Origin of the sequence: Massilia aurea (genome assembly GCF_024753205.1) — a bacterium.
GTDB classification, from domain to species: Bacteria; Pseudomonadota; Gammaproteobacteria; order Burkholderiales; family Burkholderiaceae_D; genus Telluria; species Telluria aurea.
Map to the genome: position 1 here is coordinate 220,790 of NZ_JANUGZ010000001.1, position 19,005 is coordinate 239,794.

Below are 19,005 nucleotides of genomic sequence, written 5' to 3' on the forward strand. Positions count from 1 at the left end.
GCCGCGCGGCATGCTGCCTGAGGGCATTGCAAACAGGCCATGGATGGAGATTTATTGGTCAATAATTCGACTCTGACCCTAATTGGAGGGTCGGATCGGGCTGGGCCAGGCGGTTACTCGCGGCGTTCGGTATGCAGGGGGAGGAGGACGGTGAAGGTGCTGCCGTGGCCGTTGCCGGGGCTGTGGGCGGTGACGGTGCCGTCGTGGGCTTCGACCAGGTTCTTGACGAGGGCCAGGCCCAGGCCGAGGCCGCCGCCGGTGCGGTCGGTTGAACGTTCGGCCTGAACGTAGAGGTCGAACAGACGCGGCATCAGGTCGGGCGCGATGCCCATGCCGTTGTCGGTGACCCGCAGCGCTGCCATCGTGCCCCGTTTTTCAAGAAAGACGTGGATGATGCCGCCGCTGTCCGTGTAGCGAATCGCGTTGGTCAGGAGATTGCTCACGACCTGGATCAGGCGCGTGCGGTCGCCCAGCACCAGCAGGCTGGGCACGCCCGTTGCCTGCTCGATGCGGTGCCGCTTCTGGCTTGCGGCCGACTGCACCTGCTCGAGCGCGGCGGCGATGACGTCGGCTAGTTCGACCGGCGCTTTTTCCAGTTGTACCAGGCCGCGGCTCACGCGCGAGACGTCCAGCAGATCCTCGACCAGCCGGCTCATGTGCGTGACCTGGCGCCGGATCAGTTCCCCCATCTGGTTGGCGCGCTGCGACGTGACACCCTCGGGCAGCAGCATGCTTGCCGCCATGGCGGCCGCCGACAGCGGCCCGCGCAGTTCGTGGCTCAGCGTGGCGAGAAATTCGTCCTTGCTGCGATCGGCTTTCTGCAGCGCGGCAGCCTTGTCGTCCAGCAGGTCATTCAGGGCTTCGATATTGCGGTTGCGCTCTTCCAGGCGGGTCGAGACGAGTTGCAGTTCTTCCTGCCGCGCCTGTAGCGCGCCGAGCGCGTCGGCCAGTTCGCGGTTCTGGTGCCGCGCTTCCGACAAGGCCGCGTGATTGGGCAGCGTTTCAAATTGCGCGACGAGCGGGCTGAAGCCGTCGGCGCTGATGAAACCCGTATTGGCAGGAAAGCGTTTGCCGACCGTAATCCGGGTACCGGATGGCCCGCTGGCGATGTCGAACTGGTCCATCAGCCGGCGCGCTGACAGGATGCCAACGCCCATGCCCGATGTCGACCGGTAAGCGCCCGACAGGACGTGCCCGACATCGGCGATGCCGGGTCCACGGTCGGCAAACGTGATGCACAGATGCTGTGGCGCCACCGCGCCTTCCGCCACGAACGAGACCGAACCGGCGCCGGCATAGTTGATGATATTGCGCGCCAGTTCGGACACGGTCGTGCCGATACGCGCCTGGTCGACCGAGCCGAACCCGCAGGCGCCCGCAATCTGGCGCGCACGCTGGCGCGCGGCGATCACATCGAATTCGGTATCGACATTGAGCGTCAGGATGGCCTGCGTCATGCGCGCTGGGGAAAGATCATGGTGTCACTCTACAGAGATAAGTGGCATCTGAAGAGTGCAGAGGCCGGTGGCGGGCCGAATTATACCCCGCCACCATGGCGCATTGTCCTACAAATTGTTACACGCGATCTCGCGCCAACGCGACACTGCCAATTACACGCCCACCATCGAGACGGCCTTCGTATTGAGATACGATTCCAGCGCCTCCGGGCCGCCTTCCGAGCCGTAGCCCGAATCCTTGATGCCGCCAAATGGCAGCTCGGCGCTTGGCGTAGCTGGCTGGTTAATCCACAACATGCCCACTTCGACGCGATTCATCAGCAACTGCGCGTTCTTGATCGAGCGCGTGAATGCATAGCCGGCCAGGCCATACGGCAGGCGATTGGCTTCGGCGATCATGTCTTCCAGGCTGTCGAAGCCGCGGATGCCGGCGATCGGGCCGAACGGCTCGTCGTTGAACATGCTGGCGTCCAGTGGCACGTCGGCCAGGATGGTCGGCGCGAAGAAGTTGCCGCTGGTGCCCACGCGTTCACCGCCCGTTGCCACTGTGGCGCCGCGAGTGCGCGCATCGTCGACCACCTTGGCCATCGCATCCAGACGGCGCGCGTTGGCCAGCGGCCCGAGCGTCGTGCCATCGGCCATGCCGTCGCCCAGCTTGAGGCTTTCGGCGTGTTGCACGAGTGCGCGCGTGAACTCGGCCTTGACGGCGTTATGCACGAGGAAGCGGGTCGGCGAAATGCACACCTGGCCGGCATTGCGGAACTTGGCCGCACCGGCCGCCTTGACGGCCAGCGCCACGTCGGCATCCTCGGCGATGATGACCGGCGCATGGCCACCCAGCTCCATCGTCGCGCGTTTCATGTGCGCGCCGGCCAGTGAGGCCAGTTGCTTGCCCACCGGCGTCGAGCCGGTGAACGTCACCTTGCGGATGATCGGGCTCGGAATCAGGTAGCCCGAAATCTCGGCCGGGTCGCCAAACACCAGGCCGACGACGCCCGGCGGCAGGCCGGCATCGACGAAGCACTGCAGCAGCGCTGCTGGCGAAGCTGGCGTTTCTTCCGGTGCCTTGCACAGGAACGAGCAGCCGGTGGTGAGCGCTGCCGCGAGTTTGCGCACGATCTGGTTGATCGGGAAGTTCCACGGCGTGAACGCGGCGACCGGCCCGACCGGCTCCTTCAGCACGAGCTGCTGCGCGGCCGGATTGCGCGACGGGACGATGCGGCCATATACGCGCATGCCCTCGGCCGCGAACCAGTCGATGATCTCGGCGCCGGCCAGTGCCTCGCCCTTGGCTTCGGCCAGCGGTTTGCCCTGTTCCTGCGTCAGCAGGCGCGCGATGTCGCCGGCGCGCTCGCGCAGCAGCGTCGCGGCGCGGCGCATGATCGCGGCGCGTTCGGCGGCGGGCACGGCGCGCCAGGTCTCGAAGCCCTTCTGGGCAGCGGCCAGCGCGCGATCGAGGTCGGCGATACTGGCGTGGGCAACCTTGCCGATCGGCTGGCCGGTGGCCGGATTGATTACCGGGATGGTCTTGCCGCCGCTGGCGTCGTGCCATTCGTTGGCGATGAGGAGACGGGTATCGGGGTAGCTGGAAGTCGTCATGGTAAGTGGTCCTGTGGTAAGGACGACAATCTTACCGTGGATGGCGACTCCCTGCAGCGGACCCCACCGCTTCGACGGCGCCAGCTTCGGCCATCGAACGGATGCGCGCGGCCATCGCGTCCATCGAAAACGGCTTGGTGAGCACCGCCATTCCCGGGTCGAGGTAGCCATTATTGAGCACCGCATTCTCCGCGTAGCCGGTGATGAACAAGACCTGCAGCCCGGGCCGCACTGCGCGCCCGGCGTCGGCCATCTGGCGTCCGTTCATGCCGCCGGGCAGCCCCACGTCCGTGACCAGCAGGTCGATCCGCGCATCCGATTGCAGCATCTTGAGACCCGTCGCGCTGTCGGCGGCCTCGATCCAGCCGAAGCCGAGATCCTGCAAGATGTCGATAACCAGCATGCGCACGGTCGGCTCATCGTCGACGACCAGCACCGTGGCCACCTGCCCCGACTGCGTCAGCGCGGTCGGCGCCGCGACGTCGGGTTCCAGGTCAGCAGCGCCAGCGCCGTAATGCCGCGGCAGATAGATGCTCACGGTCGTTCCCTGCCCCACTTCGGAATAGATCCGCACCTGGCCGCCCGATTGCTGGGCAAACCCATAAATCATCGACAGCCCGAGGCCCGTCCCCTGGCCAATCGGCTTGGTCGTAAAGAACGGCTCGAACGCGCGCGCCACGACGTCCGGCGCCATGCCCACACCGGTATCGCTGACGGACAAGGCCAGGTACTGGCCCTGCGCCATATTCTGCTGGCGCGCGACGCGTTCGTCGATCCACTTGTTGGCCGTTTCGACCGTGATGGCGCCACCGTCGGGCATGGCGTCGCGCGCATTGATGCACAGGTTCAGCAGCGCATTTTCGAGCTGAGACGCATCGACCAGCGCCGGCCACGCATCGGCAACGCACACCACCTCGATCCGCACAGCCGGCCCCACCGTGCGCTGGACCAGCTCCTGCATGTCGGTGACGAGCCGGTTCACGTTCGTCGGCTTGGGCATCAAGGTTTGCTGGCGCGAGAACGCGAGCAGGCGGTGGGTCAGGGCCGCGGCCCGCTTGGACGCGCCCAGCGCCGTCGCAATATAGCGGTCGAACTCATTGAAGCGCCCCTGCTGCATGCGCATCTGCATCAGCTGCAGGGCGCCGGAAATACCAGCCAGCAGGTTGTTGAAATCGTGCGCCAGGCCGCCGGTCAGTTGGCCCACCGCTTCCATCTTCTGGCTCTGGCGCAGGGCATTCTGCATCGCCTCGAGTTCGGCCAGTTGCTCCTGGTCGCGCGTGATGTCGCGGCCCACCGCATTGATCATCGCGTCGTGCGCACGCGTGGACCACGAGATCCAGCGATAACTGCCATCCCGATGGCGGTAGCGGTTGTCGAACCGTTGATGGCCAAGCCCCTCCGCCAACTCGCGCGCACCGGCAATCGTATGCGCGATATCGTCCGGATGAATCAGGTCGAACAGATTCGATCCGACCAACTCGTGCTCGCGCCAGCCCAGCACGGACGACCAGGCCGGATTGGACGCCGTGATCACGCCGTCGAACGTACAGCGCAGCATGATGTCCGACGACAGCGTCCACAGCGCATTGCGATCCTGCGCCCGCTCGGCCACCTGGCGCTCGAGATCGAGCAATATCCGCTTGCGCTGGTCGATGTCGTCGAACACCAGGATGATGCCGGCCTGCGCGCCGGCACTGTCGATCAGCGGCACGGCGCTGACAGCGACCCAGGTTTCCGCGCCGTCCGCCGCGCGTCGCAGAAATTCGTCGCCTGGCGTGACGAGCTCGCCCCGCAATGCGCGCGCACTCGGGTAGTCGTCGGGCGCCAGCAGGCGGCCCTGCGCATCGAACCCGCGCCAGTGTTCCCAGGCGCGCTGCAGGCCATGCGCGGGCGAGAAATCGGGGACAAAGGTCCGGAATACGGGGTTGTTCAGGATGGCTTGCCCAGCCATGTCAAACAGGCAGATACCGACTGGCAGGTGCTCGATGACGGCAGCGAGCCGGCTGGCCGCCTCCCGGCGCGCCACAATCTCCTGCTCCAGCGCGATATTGCGCTTGATGAGCTGGGTCTGCGCCGCATCGCGCTCTCTGGCGGCGATGACACCAGCCGTTGTCTCAGTGGCGATATTGAGCAAGCCAGCAATGTGGCCGTTGTCACGCAGCGGGCTGTACGCAAACGACCACCAGGTTTCTTCTTCGTAGCCACTGCGCGTCATGACCAGCGGCAGATCGGTGAAACTCACCGCTTCGCCAGCCATCACGCGCACCACCAGCGGACCGATATCGGCCCATACGTCCCACCAGACCTCGGGCAATGGTCGCCCCAGCGCGCCTGGATGGCGTTTGCCGAGAAACGGCACGTACGCCGCGTTGTAGAGCAATGTCTGCTCTGGCCCCCAGGTGGCGCACATCGCCACCGGCGTTGCCAGCATCATGCCGAAGACGGCTTCGAGTGCCGCAGGCCAGGCTGCGCGTGCACCCAGTGGGGTCCCGCTCCAGTCGAATGCTGCGAAGTCGGCGTGCGCCGCGCTCACGCCCCTTCCTCAGTGACGAGTGACAGGGTGACGGGCACCGGGCGACGGTTGACGAGCATGTAATTACGTTGGCGCATGTAAATATGTAGTGTGAGGCGACATCAATGACCTCCGGAATTTTTGCACAATTTGGCGGTTCGCGTTGGGCCGTCACGCTCAGCAGTACCGCCCGCGCAACGGCGCTCCAGGGGACGGCACGCATCAAATTGTTAATCATGCGACAATTCGCCACCGAATTTCCGGCTGTATGTACCAAGACCCTTTCAAGAGAGTGCCGCCCATGTCACCGCCCAAGCCCCGCCACGGCTCCCCGCTGTTATTGCTCCCGATCGCGCTGATCATCATCGCGCTGGCCGTCCTCTTCGCCTGGATTGGCGGCTGGTTCGGCAACAAGAACGTCACGCCGCAGACGATGGTCAATACCGCCGAAGCCTCCGGCACGCAGCAACCGGGCGTGCGCCGTGCGCATGCCAAGGGCATCTGCATCATCGGCACGTTTGCACCAACGCCCGCCGCCGCGCAACTGTCCACGGCGCGCGTGTTTTCGCAGCCGTCGACGCCCGTCCTCGGTCGCTTTTCCAGCCCTGGCAACGACCCGCATTCGCCCGACAACAAAGCGGCCGTGCGCGGCATGGCGCTGCAGCTGAAAACGGATGACGGCCAGGAATGGCGCATGGCGATGAACAGCTTCCCGTTCTTCGCTGCATCCACCCCCGAAGCCTTCCAGGCGCTGAACGCTGCCCGCCTGCCCGACCCGGCCACCGGCAAGCCGGATCCGGCCAAAATGGACGCCGTGCTGGCCGCCCATCCGGAAATCAAGAAGTTCATGGCGTGGTCCAAGAGTGCGCCGACGCCTGACAGCCTGGCCAACACGCGCTTTAACGGCGTCAATGCGTTTCGCCTGACAAATGCTGCCGGCGCGACGCGCGCCGTGCGCTGGTCGATGCGCCCGCACACGCCGTTCGTGGCGGCCGATCCCGAGCAGCTGAAAACCGCCGACCGCGATTTCCTGGCCGCCGATCTCGATCGCCGTCTGGCGGCCGGCCCGCTGAAATGGGACATGGTCATGCAGTTCGCCGAACCGGGCGACCCGATCGAAGACCCATCCAAAGCCTGGCCCGATACGCGGCCCGAGACGCTCGCCGGCACGCTGACGCTGGTGCGCGCCGAGCCGCAAGTCGCCGGTCCATGCCTCGATCTGAACTTCGATCCGCTGATCCTGCCAAAGGGGATTGCAGGCACCGACGATCCCGTGCTGCACGCCCGTTCGTCCATCTACTCGGTCTCGTTCAACCGCCGCGAGCGTGAAATCAGTACGGGCAACCTCCACACCGGGAGCGTGCGATGAACCGCCCACGCCACTTCAATCTGCTCGCCCGAGTACTGCACTGGTCGATGGCCGTCGCGATCCTGGCGATGCTGTTCGTCGGCGCCGCCATGGTGGTGTCGCTGCGCCACCGCGAATTCCTGCTCGACCTGCACCGCCCGCTGGGCCTGGCGATCCTGCTGCTGGCGATCGTGCGCCTCGGGAATCGCCTGCTGAACGCACCACCGCCGCTGCCGGCGGATCTGCCGCGCATCCAGGTGTGGGCGGCCACCGCGTCGCACTGGGCGCTGTACGCGCTGATGCTGGCCATGCCGCTGATCGGCTGGGCCATGCTGTCGGCCGGCGGCTATCCGATCGTGCTGTTCGACGGCGTGAACCTGCCGGCGATCCTGCCGCACAGCCCCGCGATGTACGGCTTCCTGCGTCCGCTGCATGGCGTGCTCGCGTATGTGCTGTTCTTCACCATCCTGGCGCACCTGGGCGCAGCGCTGTACCACGCGTGGGTCCGGCGTGACGAGGTGTTCGGGCAAATGGCCAAGGGCGACTGAGTTATCGGTGCAGCACCGCACCGAGCACGGGGAGCTCGCCACGTATCGTATTGACTCCATCTGCAGCGGGCGCACGGGCGCCTGGCTGCGGATTCACTTTTCAAGCGAGACGTTCATGCAAAAATACACAGCAGCCATCGTGGGTGGCTTGATCGCAGGCGTGGTCACGACGGCCGTCATGGTCGCAGGCCGCAAGTCGGGTGTGCTCACCAAAACGCTCGACCGCGATGCGGTCGACTGGATCGACGACGTGACGGGCTCGCGCGCCGTCATCGGCGACGCTGGCACCAGCGCCGTGGAATTCGTCAATCACCTGGGCGCCTCGGCCGCATTTGCCGCCGCCGTCCCCAAGCTGCGCGAACTGGCCCCAAGCCTGTCGCCGGCCGCCATCGGCACGCTGTATGGCACGGCGCTGTACGCCGTGAATATCGGCGCCATCGCGCCGGTCCTGGGCATCACCGAAGGCGAAGTCGCGGCCGGCCCGCGCAAGGCCGGCGAGCGCTGGGCGATCCACGTGCTGCAAGCGGTTGTCACCGCCGTCCTGGCCGATCGTTTCACCGGTCCTTCGCGTCGCCGCTGATCCCCCTGGGCGCAGTGCACGTCCTGCGTCCCTAGTCGAAGCGGCGCTGCAACACCAGCAGCGCCGCGCCACCCAGTCCCACCCACATCACAATCCAGAACAGGTCCTGGCCTGCCAGCAGGCCGGCTTGCCGTGCCAGTTCGGCGCCGCCGTCGGCCAGCATTGATGATTTCTCGGCCAGGCGCGACGCATGCAGCGCCGTGCGCTCCTGCAGCCCGATATTGGTCATGCCCACGCCCAGCGCGAGGCCAGCCTGCCCCAGCATGTTCTTGAGTTGCTGGGCATTCGAGAACACCACATTGTCCGCCTGTAGCTCCTTGAACGCGTGGATCGCCGTCGTCGCCATCCCCAGCGTCAAAAAGCCGCCGAACAGGCCAAGCCAGAAGATCACCGCATCCCACGCATACGCGCGCGGGTCGAGCGTCGCGAAGCGCCAGCCGAGCAAGGCCAGCATCAGAAAGCCGGTGACGAAAAACTTGGTCGGATGCGGGCGCCGCTTGACCAGTTCGAGCATCACGAAAAAGGCGATGACCGTGGCCAGTAACCCCGTTCCCTGCAGTTCGCCGGCCTGTTCCAGTCCGACGCCAAGACCCTTCTGCACCACCTGCGGCAGCAGCGTATTGACCATGCCGAGCATCGCGTAACAGACGCTGAAGATGACGGGGCCCAGGCGATAGCGCGGGCTGCGCAGCACGCCCAGGTACAGGAACGGCGCGCTGCGGCGCGCATGCAGCAACCCGAACGCGGTCAGCAGCGCAAGTCCCAACACCAGATGCGCCAGCAGCGCGCCGCGTTCGCCATGCCAGTCATACGTCAGGTGCTGCAACGCGTACAGCGTGATGGCCGCGCCGGCCGCCAGCAGCATCGCATCGATGGCGTGCATGCGCGACGGCGACCCGCCGGAGGCGCGATCGAGTGTAACGGCGTCCTGCGGCATCCAGCGCGCGGCGATCAGCGCGCCAAGCGTTGCCAGCGCGGCCAGCACCAGGAACATGCCGCCCCACGCTTCGTGGCCCAGCATCTTGGCGGCCACCCAGGGCCCGAGCGCCAGCCCGCCCGACAACGCGGCACCATACGCGGCGATGCCCTGCAGGCGCTGTGGCGATGGTGGAATCAGGTTGACCATCATGCGCGAGACCGTCATGAATACGCCGCCGCCCAGCGCCATCAGCAGGCGGCCGCCGGCAAAGCCGGCCACGCTGGCGCTGGTGGCGCACACCCACGCGCCGAGCAGGTAGAACAGCACGGCGCCCAGCAGGTAGTTGCGCCAGCCAAGGCGCTGCAGCAGCACGGTCATCTGCGAAATCGCCAGCACCGCCACTGCGGCGTAGAGCGCCGAGACCGTCGCGTACTCTTCGGGCGAGGCGCCGATATGGCCCATGATCGCGGGCGCCGCCAGCACCGTCATTCCCGTCGACAGAAATTCGATCAGGTTGAACACGAAGATGGCGCCCAGCAGCGCCGGGCGCGGCGTCGCGCCGATGGCGGCTGCGTTCACCGCGCCACCACGGCTGCGGGCGCGCCGAGCGCGCGGCGGATCGCTGCGTCGGCGCCGTGCGACTCCGTCTCGAACACGACCGTCTCGTACGATTGGCGTACCGCGCCGGCCTGCATCAGGCTCGGACCATCGGCGCGGCTGGTATCGATCGCGACCTTCATCGACAGACCGAGGCGCAGCGGATGGCGCGCCAGCTCCTGCGCATCGAGCGCGATGCGCACCGGCACGCGCTGCACGACCTTGATCCAGTTGCCGGTCGCGTTCTGCGCCGGCACGGCGGCAAACGCGCTGCCGGTACCGGCTTCCTGACCGGCCACGCGGCCATGAAAGACGACATCGGCGCCGTACACGTCCGACGTCACGGCCACCGGCTGGCCGATCCGCACGTCTTTCAGCTGCGTCTCTTTCAGGTTGGCCGTGACCCACATCTGGTCGAGCGGGACGATCGCCATCAGCGGCGCCCCCTGCGCCACGCGCTGGCCGATCTGCACATTGCGCCGGGCGACGATGCCGCCCACCGGCGCGGCCAGCGTCGTGCGGGCCAGACCCAGTGACGCATCGCGCAGGCCGGCAATCGACGACAGCACGTCCGGGTGCTGCTCGAGCGTCGTGCCGTCGACCAGCGCGCGCGCCGCATCCACCTGCTGGCGCGCGGCGTTCAACGCGGCGCGGGCGGCGCCCACGGCATCGTCGGCGTGGCGGATGTCTTCGCCCGACACGGCGCCCGTATCGGCCAGCTGACGGCGGCGCGCCAGATCGCTCTCTGCCCTGGCCAGGTCGGACTCACGCTGCACGACAGTTGAGCGCAATTGCCCGACGCCGGCCAGTTGCGAGCGCACCTGGCGCGCCGACCTGGCCAGCGCCGCTTCGGCGCGGTCCAGCGCCAGCCGGGCGTCGACGTCATTGAGCTGGACCAGCACCTCGCCCGGCCGCACGAAATCCGTGTTGTCCGCCGCGATGCGCGTGACGGTGCCCGCGACCTGCGGCGTGACGTGCACCAGATTGCCCTCCACGTAAGCGTCTTCGGTCTGCTGGCTGTTCCAGCCGATGCCCAGCACCCCGGGCGAGGACCAGGCAATGCCGGCGGCGGCGGCCAGCACGGCGGCGCAAAGGCCAAGCGCGAGCTTGCGCCGGCTTTGCGGCGCGTGATTCGTTTGTTCAGTCATAGGATGATTCCAACGTTCTCAATGAATGGCGGCCTGAAAGCCCCCGCCCAGCGCGCGCACGAGATGCACGTCCAGCGTGTAGGCACGGGCCGCGAGCTCGGCCTGGCCACGGCGCTGCGCGACGACCTGGGTTTCGGCAATCAAGACCTGCACGAAGTTGCCCAGGCCCGCGCGGTAGCGCTGCTCGGCCAGCGCATAGGCTTCTTCGGCCGCGCCAAGCGCCGCGTCCTGCTCGCGCCGGCGCTCGCCCAGCCAGCGCAGCGACGTCAGTTGCGCACCTACGTCACGCAGCGCTTCGAGTACGGCGCCGTTGTACTGCGCGACGGCGAGATCGTAGTCGGCGTTGCGCGCCGACAGATTGCTGCGCAGGCGCCCGCCGTCGAGCAGCGGCAAGGTCACGAGCGGACCGGCGGCAAACGTGCGGCTGCCACCCTGCACCAGCCGGTCGAAGCCCAGGCTGGCCAGGCCACCCGAGACAGTCAGGTTCACGGTTGGATAGAACTGCGCCTTGGCCACGTCGATGTCGCCGCTGGCGGCTTCAACCTGCCAGCGCAGCGCCACCAGCTCCGGCCGGCGCCCGAGCAGCGCGGCGGGTATATCCGCCGGTACGCCCGGTGGCCGGGCCGGCGCCAGGCGTGGCCGCGCGATCGTCGCACCGGCATCCTGCCCCTGCCCGCTCAGGGCCGCGAGCTGGCCGCGCGTCAACGCCAGCGCTTCGTCGAGCGCCGCGATCTCGCCGCGCGCCGACGGCACGCCAATCTCGGCCTGCCGAAGTTCCGCCTTGCTATCCAGTTGCGCCGCCACGCGCTGGCGCACCAGGTCGGCGATGCGGGTACGCTGGCGCAGTTCCTGTTCGGCCAGGTCGCGCCGCGTGTACAGGTGGTCGAGCTGCAAATAGGCTTGCACGACGGCGCCGGCCACGGCCAGGCGCGCCGCCTGTGCTTCGGCCTGGCGTGCATTCACGCGTCCCGCAGCGGCGGCCACGCCAGCCGCGTTCTTGCCCCAGAAATCCAGTTCGTAGCCGAGGCTGACCCCGAGGTCGTTCGCCCACTGCCAGCTGCCTGCAAGGGGTTTCGGTACGCTGCCGTTGTCGCTGTAGCGCTGGCGCACCGAATGCGCCGTGGCGCTGGCCTGCGGCGCCAGTGCGGCGGCCGCCAGGCCTTCAAGGGCGGCCGCCTGGCGCACGCGCGCCAGTGCGGCAGCAATCGTGGGGCTGGCCTCGCGCGCCCCGTCGACCAGTTGGTCGAGCTGCGGGTCGCCGTAGGCGCGCCACCAGTCCTGCACCGGCCAGGAAGCAGGTGCAGATGCCGGCAGAGCCTGTGCAGAGAGCGTGCGCGTGGAATGCGCCGCCGCATCGACATTCAGGCGGGCCGGCGTGGGCTGCGGCCCCATCGACACGCAGCCAGTCAGTAACAGGATCGCAGCGCCCAGGGCCAGGCGGCATGCGCCCCGGCCCGGCGTGCGTGTGGGTTGAAGCATGGTGTGCCTCGGCGTTTTTCGGGAAGGCCGAGGCTTACGCGGCGCGGCCCGTGCCGGCCATGCCGTCAAACGCATGCAGGTCATGCAGATTCTGCATGACCTGCATGCATTTGATGGCTCAGATATCCACGGAGACGGGGTCGGACGCGGTCAGCGTGGAACGCACGAACGCGCGCAGCCAGACATTGGCGGGATCGCGATGGCTGCGCTCGTGCCAGTACAGCGCCAGATGCACGGGCGGCAGGTCGATCGGCAGGCGCGCCAGCACGAGACCCAGGTCGCGCGCCAACGGCCGGGCCAGGCGCAGCGGAATGGTGGCAATGGCGTCGGTATGCAGCGCGATGTGGGCCGCCGACGTGTAGCTGGGCACGTGACACAGGATGCGCGACGGCGCGAGCAGCGTCTCCAGCTTGCGCGTGACGGCCCCGTTGTGCTGGCTCGTCTGCTCCATCTCGATCAGCACGTGCCGGTGCGTCAGGTAGGCATCGCGATCGAGCTGGCCGGCGCACGGATGCCCGGCCCGCATCACGCACGCGTACTCGTCGGTCCAGAGCTTGCGCCGGCGAATATTGTTGACCAGTTGCGGGAAGCGGCCGATGGCCAGGTCGATGTGACCGCGCTCGAGCTGCGCCTCGATCGCGCCGGGGTCGATGTGCACGCTGCGCAGTTGCAACCCGCTGGCGCCATCTTCCAGGCGCGCCAGCCCGGCCAGCAACTGCGGCAGGATGTTCACGACGGCGCCGTCGACCATGTACAGGCCGAACGAGCGCTGCGCCGTGAGCGGATCGAAGACAGCGGGACCGCTGTCGAGTTCACGCGCCGCGTCGAGCACGGCCGCGATTGGACCCGCCAGCGCCAGCGCGCGGGTGGTCGCGACCATGCGCTGGCCGGTACGCACGAACAGCGGGTCGTCGAAGTGGGACCGCAAGCGGGCCAGCGCGCGGCTGACCGTGGGCTGGCTCATGCCGAGCAGTTCGGCGGTGCGGGTAAGGCTGCCCTCGCGCAGCAGGCTGTCGAGGATCAGTAACTGGGACAGGTCGGGAATCACGGCCGCATCATAGCACCGGGCCTGCGCGGCGTGATCCCCCCTGCGCTGGCTTACGCGCCCAGCACCTTGCGCAGTGTGCGCGACAGGTCTTCGGCCGAAAACTTGGCAACGTAGGCGTCGGCGCGCACGTTCTTGACGTGTTCCTCGTTGGTGGTGCCCGACAGCGACGAATGGATCACCACCGGCAGGTTGCCGAAGCGCTGGCTCGACTTAATGTTGCGGGTCAGCGTGAAGCCATCCATCTCCGGCATCTCGAGGTCGGTCAGCACCATCGCGACGCGGTCGTAGACCGTGCGGCCTTCGGCTTCGGCAGCGGTAGCAATCGCACCCAACTGGTCCCAGGCTTCCTTGCCGCTCTTGGTCATGATGAATGGCAGACCCATCGCGTCCAGACCCTGTTCGATCAGTGCGCGGGCGACGACCGAATCGTCGGCTGCCAGGATAATGGTGCCCGGCTTGATCGAGATCTTGTTGCCCACGGCCTGCGACAGGTCCTGGCGGTCCTGCTCAGGGTTCAGCCGGCGCAGGATGGTTTCCACGTCAAGCACCTGGGCCAGGCGCGCTGGCTGGCCCTCGGCTTCCGGCAGGCGGGCGATACTGGTGACCATGCCGGTGCCGGCAGTGTTCTCGGCCGTCATGACCTGGCTCCAGTCGAGGCGCACGATTTCTTCGACGCTCTCGACGGCAAACGCCTGCGTGGTGCGCGCAAATTCGGTCACCAGCATGATGTTCAGGCCCGTCTTGGGCGTGACACCGGTGATGCCCGGCAGGTCGAGCACCTGGATGATGTGACCACGCAGATTGACCACGCCCAGCACGTGCTGCGGGGCCCCGGCGACGGCGGTGATTTCGGGCATGGCCACGATCTCGCGTATCTTGAAGACGTTGATCCCGAACAGTTCGTTGTGATTGCCGTCTGCGTCGCCACCGAGGCGAAACAGCAGCAGTTCGAATTTGTTCGTCCCCGTCAGATTGCTGCGCTCATCGACTTCTTGTTGTACCGATTTCATGGCTGATCCTGTCAAAAATAATGCTGTCCGGAAATCATTGTAGACGGGCTGCAGGTCCTTGGGTCATTACAGACCGAAAGCGCCGCAGATTTAGCGTCGGCCGGTGCAAAAAAACCACGGATTGTCACACTTTCATGAAAAGACGCCAGCAGCGTACACCCGCAGGCAGGGGTCAATCGCGCCATCAAAGCATACCGCTTTTCTCCCCGGTCAAGGGTGATGAGAGCGATGCCGCGGGTAGTTCGACACTGCTGCTTTTACTTAATGCTCCGCGCTTTGAAACAATCCGGAGCCACGTTACACTTCATTAATAAGTTTCCACAAGGATACCCATGCGTCCGTTACCCGCCACGCACCTGCATATCGGCGTCATCGGCGCCGGTACTGCCGGCCTGGCCATGGCAATTGCCTTCGCCCGGGCCGGACACACGGTCGACGTGTTTGAAAAACACTCGGCGCCGGCAACGCTTGGCGCCGGTGTCCTGATTCAGCCGCAGGGCGTGGCGGCGCTCTATGAACTGGGCGTGGGCGCAGCGTTCAACGCCATCAGCCTGCCGATCGACCGCCTCGTCGGCCAGTGCGAGCGTGGCTGGACCCTGGTCGACATTCCCTATACCGGCTTGCAGGCGCGCGCCGTCAGCCGATCGGCGCTGGGCGGCGTGCTGGAACGGGAATCCCACGCGCTGGGCGTGCGCCTGCACTTCGGCTGCGCCGTGGGCGCCATCGGCGTCGAAAACGGCGCTGGTACAGTCGATGCAGGTGGCGTGTTGCACCGCTTCGACCTTGTCGTGATCGCAAACGGCGCCTCGTCGATGCTGCCGGCGGCCACCGGCCTGGCGGTGGCTTCGCACCAGCACACGTGGGGCGCGCTGTGGGCCCTGATCGATCTGGACGACTAGCCCGATGCGCACCTGCTGGCGCAGCGCTACGGCGGCACCGAGCGCATGTACGGGATCATGCCGACCGAGCGTGTGAACGGCGCGCTGCGCGTGTCGTACCGCAGCATTGCCGCGCCGCGCCGCTGCCTGCGCCAGGCCTGGGCCGCAGCCTAGAACAACGCGCCCTGCCCGCTGGTGATGTGGCGGGTAAGATTGGCAAAACTGTCGCCCAAAAACGGCAGGATCGCGTCGGCGATGGGTTCGAGCTGGCGCGTCAGGTAATGCTCGTAATCGATCGGCGAACGGCGCAGCTCCAGCGGCTCGGGCCCATCGTGCGTCATTACGTAGCGGATCCAGCCGCCCTTGCGGTATAGCGCATGGCGGCCGTTGCGCAGGTGGTGTTCGTCGGCCATGCGCGCGGCGCGTACGTGCGGCGGCACGTTGCGTTCGTAGTCGTCCAGCGCCCGCCGCAGGCGCTTGCGGTACACCAGATCGTCATCGCACTCGCCATGCAGCATCCGCGCCACCAGCTCGCGCACGAAGTCCTCGTACGGCTCGCCCTTGAAGATCCGTTCGTACAGGCCTTGCTGGAACTGCTGCGCCAGGGGCGTCCAGTCGCTGCGTACCGTCTCCAGGCCCTTGTAGACCATCTCGTCACCACCTTCAGGCGTGGTGGCCAGGCCAGCGTAGCGCTTCTTGCTGCCTTCGTCCGAACCGCGCACGGTGGGCATCAGGAAGCGCCGGAAGTGCACGTCGTATTCCAGTTCGAGCGCGCTGTCGATGCCCAGTTCATCTGCCAGATGCGTTTTCCACCAGCCGTTCACATGATTGACCAATATGTTCCCGATGCGGCGCGCATCGTCTTCGGTATGCGCTCTGCCCAGCCAGACGAAGGTCGAATCGGTGTCGCCGTAGATGACCTGGTAGCCATGCTCTTCGATCAGCGCGCGCGTACGGTGCATGATGTCGTGGCCGCGCATCGTGATCGACGAGGCCAGGCGCGGGTCGAAAAAGCGGCAGCCCGTCGTACCGAGCACGCCGTAGAAGGCATTCATGATGATCTTGAGGGCCTGCGACAGCGGCGCATTCTGGGCCTTCTTGGCCGCTTCCCTGCCCGCCCACACCTGCGTGACGATGTTCGGCAGGCAGTGCCGGGTGCGCGAAAAGCGCCCGCCCCGGTAGCCGGGCACCGTGGTTTCTTCAGGCTCGCGCAGGCCCTCGATCAGGCCCAGCGGGTCGATCAGGAAGGTGCGGATGATCGACGGATACAGGCTTTTGTAGTCCAGCACCAGCACCGAGTCGTACAGGCCCGAGCGTGAATCCATCACGAAGCCGCCCGGGCTGTCGGCGCCCTCGACGTCGCCGATATTCGGCGCCACCCGGCCCTGGCGGTGCAGCAGCGGCATGTACAGGTGCTCGAACGCGGCCACCGAGCCGCCGCTGCGATCGGCCGCCAGCCCCGTCACGCTGGCCCGCTCGAGCAGGAAGTCCAGCAATCGGGTCTTGTCGAAGATGCGGGTAACCAGCTCGCAATCCATGACATTGTAATAGGCCAGCGCCGGCTTGTCCTCGTTGAACATGCGGTCGATTTCGGCCATGCGGTCATGGGGATTGTCGATCGCCTTGCCAACGCCCAGCAGCGTGCGCGAGACGTTTTCGAGACTGAACGATGGAAAGGTCCAGGTGGCCGAATGCAGCGCGTCGATACCGTCGATGACGAGGCGCCCGGCGATGCAGATGAAGTAGTGTTCCTGGCCGCCACCTTTACCGCCGCCTTTGCCACCAGCTTCGCGCCATTCGATCGCGCTGCCGTCGCGGCCCAGCAGCAGCGGGCGCTTCATGCCCTCGGCATGCCGCTGCAGCACGCGCATGTCGAACTGGATCACGTTCCAACCGATGATCGCGTCGGGGTCGTGCTGCACGAACCACGCTTCCATGCGGTCGAGCAGCTCGCGCCGCGTGGCGCAATACTCGAGATCGTAATCGCGCGGGCCATCGACACCATTGGGTGGTCCCAGCATGTACACCTGGCGCTGCCCGCACCCTTCGAGCGCGATCGAGCGCAGCTCTCCCTGGAACGTCGTCTCGATATCGAGCGACACGGTGCGGATGGTCGGCCGGTAGCCAGGCGCGGGCTTCATCACGCCTTCGACCAGCAGGTGCGGATTGCCCTCGACGGGTTGACCCGCAAACACGACGGGCGCGGTAATGAAACGCTCCATCAGGTAGCGCTCGGGCGGACGCACGTCGGCCTCGAACACGTCCAGGCCATGCTGGCGCAGGCGCCGTTCGATCTGCATCAGCTGGCGGTATTTGCGGCAGTACAGGCCGGCGACGGGCCGGTGTTGAAAGTCGAGCAGGTCGAGCGGGCGCAATTCCCAGCCCCGTTCATCCTGCAGTAGTTGTTCGACCGTGCCGCGCTGCGCTTCGGGAATGAAGGCGACCGGGGTCTGCACCGGGATGCGCACGCAGCGCGGGCCGGCATCGGTGGCGAGCCAGAACTCGACTTCGCAGCCGGCGGGGGTGTCGCGCCAGTGGCGCGTCAGCAGAAAGCCGGTGCTGTCCGACGCCGCATCGTCCATGTCAGCGATAGCGTTCCAGCTCGGCCTCGGAAAAGCCGGCCGCGCGGCGCCCTTCGATATTGAATGGCCCCTTGAGCACGGGCGCCTTGTAGCGCACGGTGAGTTCGTCGTAGGTGGCGATCGGCTCGAGGCCGCGCGCCAGGCATAGCTCAAGGTACCAGCGGTTGCCGATTTCAACGTGCCCCACTTCGTCGACCAGCAGGCGGTCGAGGATCAGCGCCGCAGCCAGGTCGCCCGCCTGCGCGATCTTCTTGCGCAGCGGCGGGATCGCGTCCAGACCCCGCGCTTCGAGCGTGCGCGGCACCAGCGCCATGCGCGCCAGCACGTCGTCACTGGTCTTGGCGACCATCTCCCACAGGCTGTCGTGGCCCGGGAAGTCGCCGTACGCATACCCGAGCGTGCCCAGATGGTCACTGAGCATCGTGAAGTGCAGCGCCTCTTCATCGGCCACCAGCAACCAGTCGAGATAGTATTGCTCGGGCATCCCGTCGAAGCGCCACAGGGCATCGAGCGCCAGATTGACGGCATTGAACTCGATGTGCGCCAGCGCGTGGACCAGCATCGCGCGCCCTTCCGGCGTGCCCATCGAGCGGCGACCAACCTGCAGCGGCGGCACCAGTTCCGGCCGCGCCGGACGGCCAGGGATGCCGGCCGGCGCCGTCATGACGGTCTGGGTGTCGATGGCGACCTGACCGGCCTTGCACGCAGCAGACAGCGCGGCGACCGCCCTGGCTTTGGCGGCGGGGTCGGCGTCGAGCAGTGCGTGCAGCGCGGTGGCGCGGAGTTCCATGGTGTGGCCTAGCAAATCGAGAGCCGCATTTTACTCAATCTACTGTCGTTGATGGTTCCCAATTCATCCGCAACCATGGCTTGGGATACTCGACATCGAGAAATTGCCGGGACATCTACAACATATGCGCTTCTGTCTCTACATTGTTCTGATCGCAGCCTTGCTCGCTGGCTGTCGCGATTCTGTCGAAGACCAGGCAAAGAAGCTCGGTGACCGTGAGTTTACAACGGTTGTCTGGGCCAAGGCCTCAGACTTGCAGCGGGGAGAGATGACGGCATCGCTGCTAAAGAAACATGATTTAAAGCGGTCGAACGGCAGTGACATCGTAGCGCTGCTTGGCCGCCCTACCGGCTACTACGACTATGACACCAACCCTGCATACGTCGTCGGGCCAACAACCGTCGAGAGCGTTTATACAAAAGGCTATTTGCTGGTGTTTGAAACCGACAAGGAAAACGGCAAGGTAGAGCGCATATTCTTCGTGCCAGACGTCGAGTGATGTCGCAGCGC

The 19,005-nt window shown here is 66.4% G+C and carries 15 protein-coding genes; 5 read left to right on the top strand and 10 right to left on the bottom strand.

Going from position 1 to position 19,005, the window contains the following annotated elements; all coding sequences use genetic code 11:
• Positions 1-113 precede the first annotated feature (113 nt).
• From NX775_RS00960 to NX775_RS00970, 3 genes are all read right to left on the bottom strand, one after another.
• Positions 114-1,457 (bottom strand): ATP-binding protein, encoded by a 1,344-nt coding sequence (locus NX775_RS00960; protein ID WP_258834280.1) that lies wholly within the window; start codon positions 1,455-1,457, stop codon positions 114-116.
• Positions 1,458-1,610: 153 nt separating this feature from the next.
• Positions 1,611-3,056, bottom strand: a complete 1,446-nt coding sequence (locus NX775_RS00965) for an NAD-dependent succinate-semialdehyde dehydrogenase (RefSeq protein ID WP_258834281.1) — start codon at positions 3,054-3,056, stop codon at positions 1,611-1,613.
• Positions 3,057-3,087: 31 nt separating this feature from the next.
• The gene (locus NX775_RS00970) at positions 3,088-5,589 is read right to left on the bottom strand and encodes a PAS domain-containing hybrid sensor histidine kinase/response regulator family protein (RefSeq protein WP_258834282.1); all 2,502 of its coding nucleotides are present in this window, start codon (positions 5,587-5,589) and stop codon (positions 3,088-3,090) included.
• A gap of 280 nt (positions 5,590-5,869) precedes the next feature.
• On the opposite strand from NX775_RS00970, the gene NX775_RS00975 reads away from it, so the two are divergent.
• From NX775_RS00975 to NX775_RS00985, 3 genes are all read left to right on the top strand, one after another.
• Entirely contained in the window at positions 5,870-6,937 is a 1,068-nt protein-coding gene (locus tag NX775_RS00975; RefSeq protein WP_258834283.1) for a catalase family peroxidase, read from the top strand.
• The gene (locus tag NX775_RS00980) at positions 6,934-7,464 is read left to right on the top strand and encodes a cytochrome b (protein ID WP_258834284.1); all 531 of its coding nucleotides are present in this window, start codon (positions 6,934-6,936) and stop codon (positions 7,462-7,464) included. Before NX775_RS00975 ends, NX775_RS00980 begins: the two co-directional genes overlap by 4 nt.
• Positions 7,465-7,579: 115 nt before the next feature.
• Positions 7,580-8,044 carry a hypothetical protein gene (locus NX775_RS00985; RefSeq protein WP_258834285.1) on the top strand — a complete coding sequence of 155 codons (465 nt, stop codon included), beginning with the start codon at positions 7,580-7,582 and terminating at the stop codon, positions 8,042-8,044.
• Positions 8,045-8,075: 31 nt separating this feature from the next.
• Here NX775_RS00985 and NX775_RS00990 read toward each other — a convergent pair whose 3' ends face one another.
• The 5 genes from NX775_RS00990 to NX775_RS01010 all read right to left on the bottom strand — a co-directional run bounded on the left by NX775_RS00990 (position 8,076) and on the right by NX775_RS01010 (position 14,245).
• The gene (locus NX775_RS00990; RefSeq protein ID WP_258834286.1) at positions 8,076-9,542 is read right to left on the bottom strand and encodes an MFS transporter; all 1,467 of its coding nucleotides are present in this window, start codon (positions 9,540-9,542) and stop codon (positions 8,076-8,078) included.
• Positions 9,539-10,708, bottom strand: a complete 1,170-nt coding sequence (locus NX775_RS00995; protein WP_258834287.1) for an HlyD family secretion protein — start codon at positions 10,706-10,708, stop codon at positions 9,539-9,541. Before NX775_RS00995 ends, NX775_RS00990 begins: the two co-directional genes overlap by 4 nt.
• An 18-nt stretch (positions 10,709-10,726) precedes the next feature.
• A complete protein-coding gene (locus tag NX775_RS01000) occupies positions 10,727-12,187 on the bottom strand; it encodes an efflux transporter outer membrane subunit (protein ID WP_258834288.1) in 1,461 nt (486 codons plus the stop codon).
• Positions 12,188-12,305: 118 nt separating this feature from the next.
• Positions 12,306-13,235, bottom strand: coding sequence for a LysR family transcriptional regulator (locus NX775_RS01005; RefSeq protein WP_258834289.1), 930 nt, complete (start codon positions 13,233-13,235; stop codon positions 12,306-12,308).
• Positions 13,236-13,285: 50 nt separating this feature from the next.
• The gene (locus NX775_RS01010; protein WP_258834290.1) at positions 13,286-14,245 is read right to left on the bottom strand and encodes a chemotaxis protein; all 960 of its coding nucleotides are present in this window, start codon (positions 14,243-14,245) and stop codon (positions 13,286-13,288) included.
• A gap of 332 nt (positions 14,246-14,577) precedes the next feature.
• Between NX775_RS01010 and NX775_RS01015 the strand changes: the two genes are divergently transcribed.
• Complete coding sequence (locus tag NX775_RS01015; protein WP_258834291.1) at positions 14,578-15,144, top strand: FAD-dependent oxidoreductase; 567 nt, start codon at positions 14,578-14,580, stop codon at positions 15,142-15,144.
• 149 nt (positions 15,145-15,293) lie between these two features.
• On the opposite strand, the gene NX775_RS01020 is transcribed toward NX775_RS01015, so the two are convergent.
• Positions 15,294-17,705: a DNA polymerase II gene (locus tag NX775_RS01020; RefSeq protein ID WP_258834292.1), complete on the bottom strand. Its 2,412-nt coding sequence runs from the start codon at positions 17,703-17,705 to the stop codon at positions 15,294-15,296.
• A 1-nt stretch (position 17,706) separates the two neighbouring features.
• Positions 17,707-18,495: a ferritin-like domain-containing protein gene (locus NX775_RS01025; protein WP_258834293.1), complete on the bottom strand. Its 789-nt coding sequence runs from the start codon at positions 18,493-18,495 to the stop codon at positions 17,707-17,709.
• Between the two features lie 124 nt (positions 18,496-18,619).
• On the opposite strand from NX775_RS01025, the gene NX775_RS01030 reads away from it, so the two are divergent.
• Positions 18,620-18,994 (top strand): hypothetical protein, encoded by a 375-nt coding sequence (locus NX775_RS01030; RefSeq protein WP_258834294.1) that lies wholly within the window; start codon positions 18,620-18,622, stop codon positions 18,992-18,994.
• The last annotated feature ends 11 nt before the right edge of the window (positions 18,995-19,005 follow it).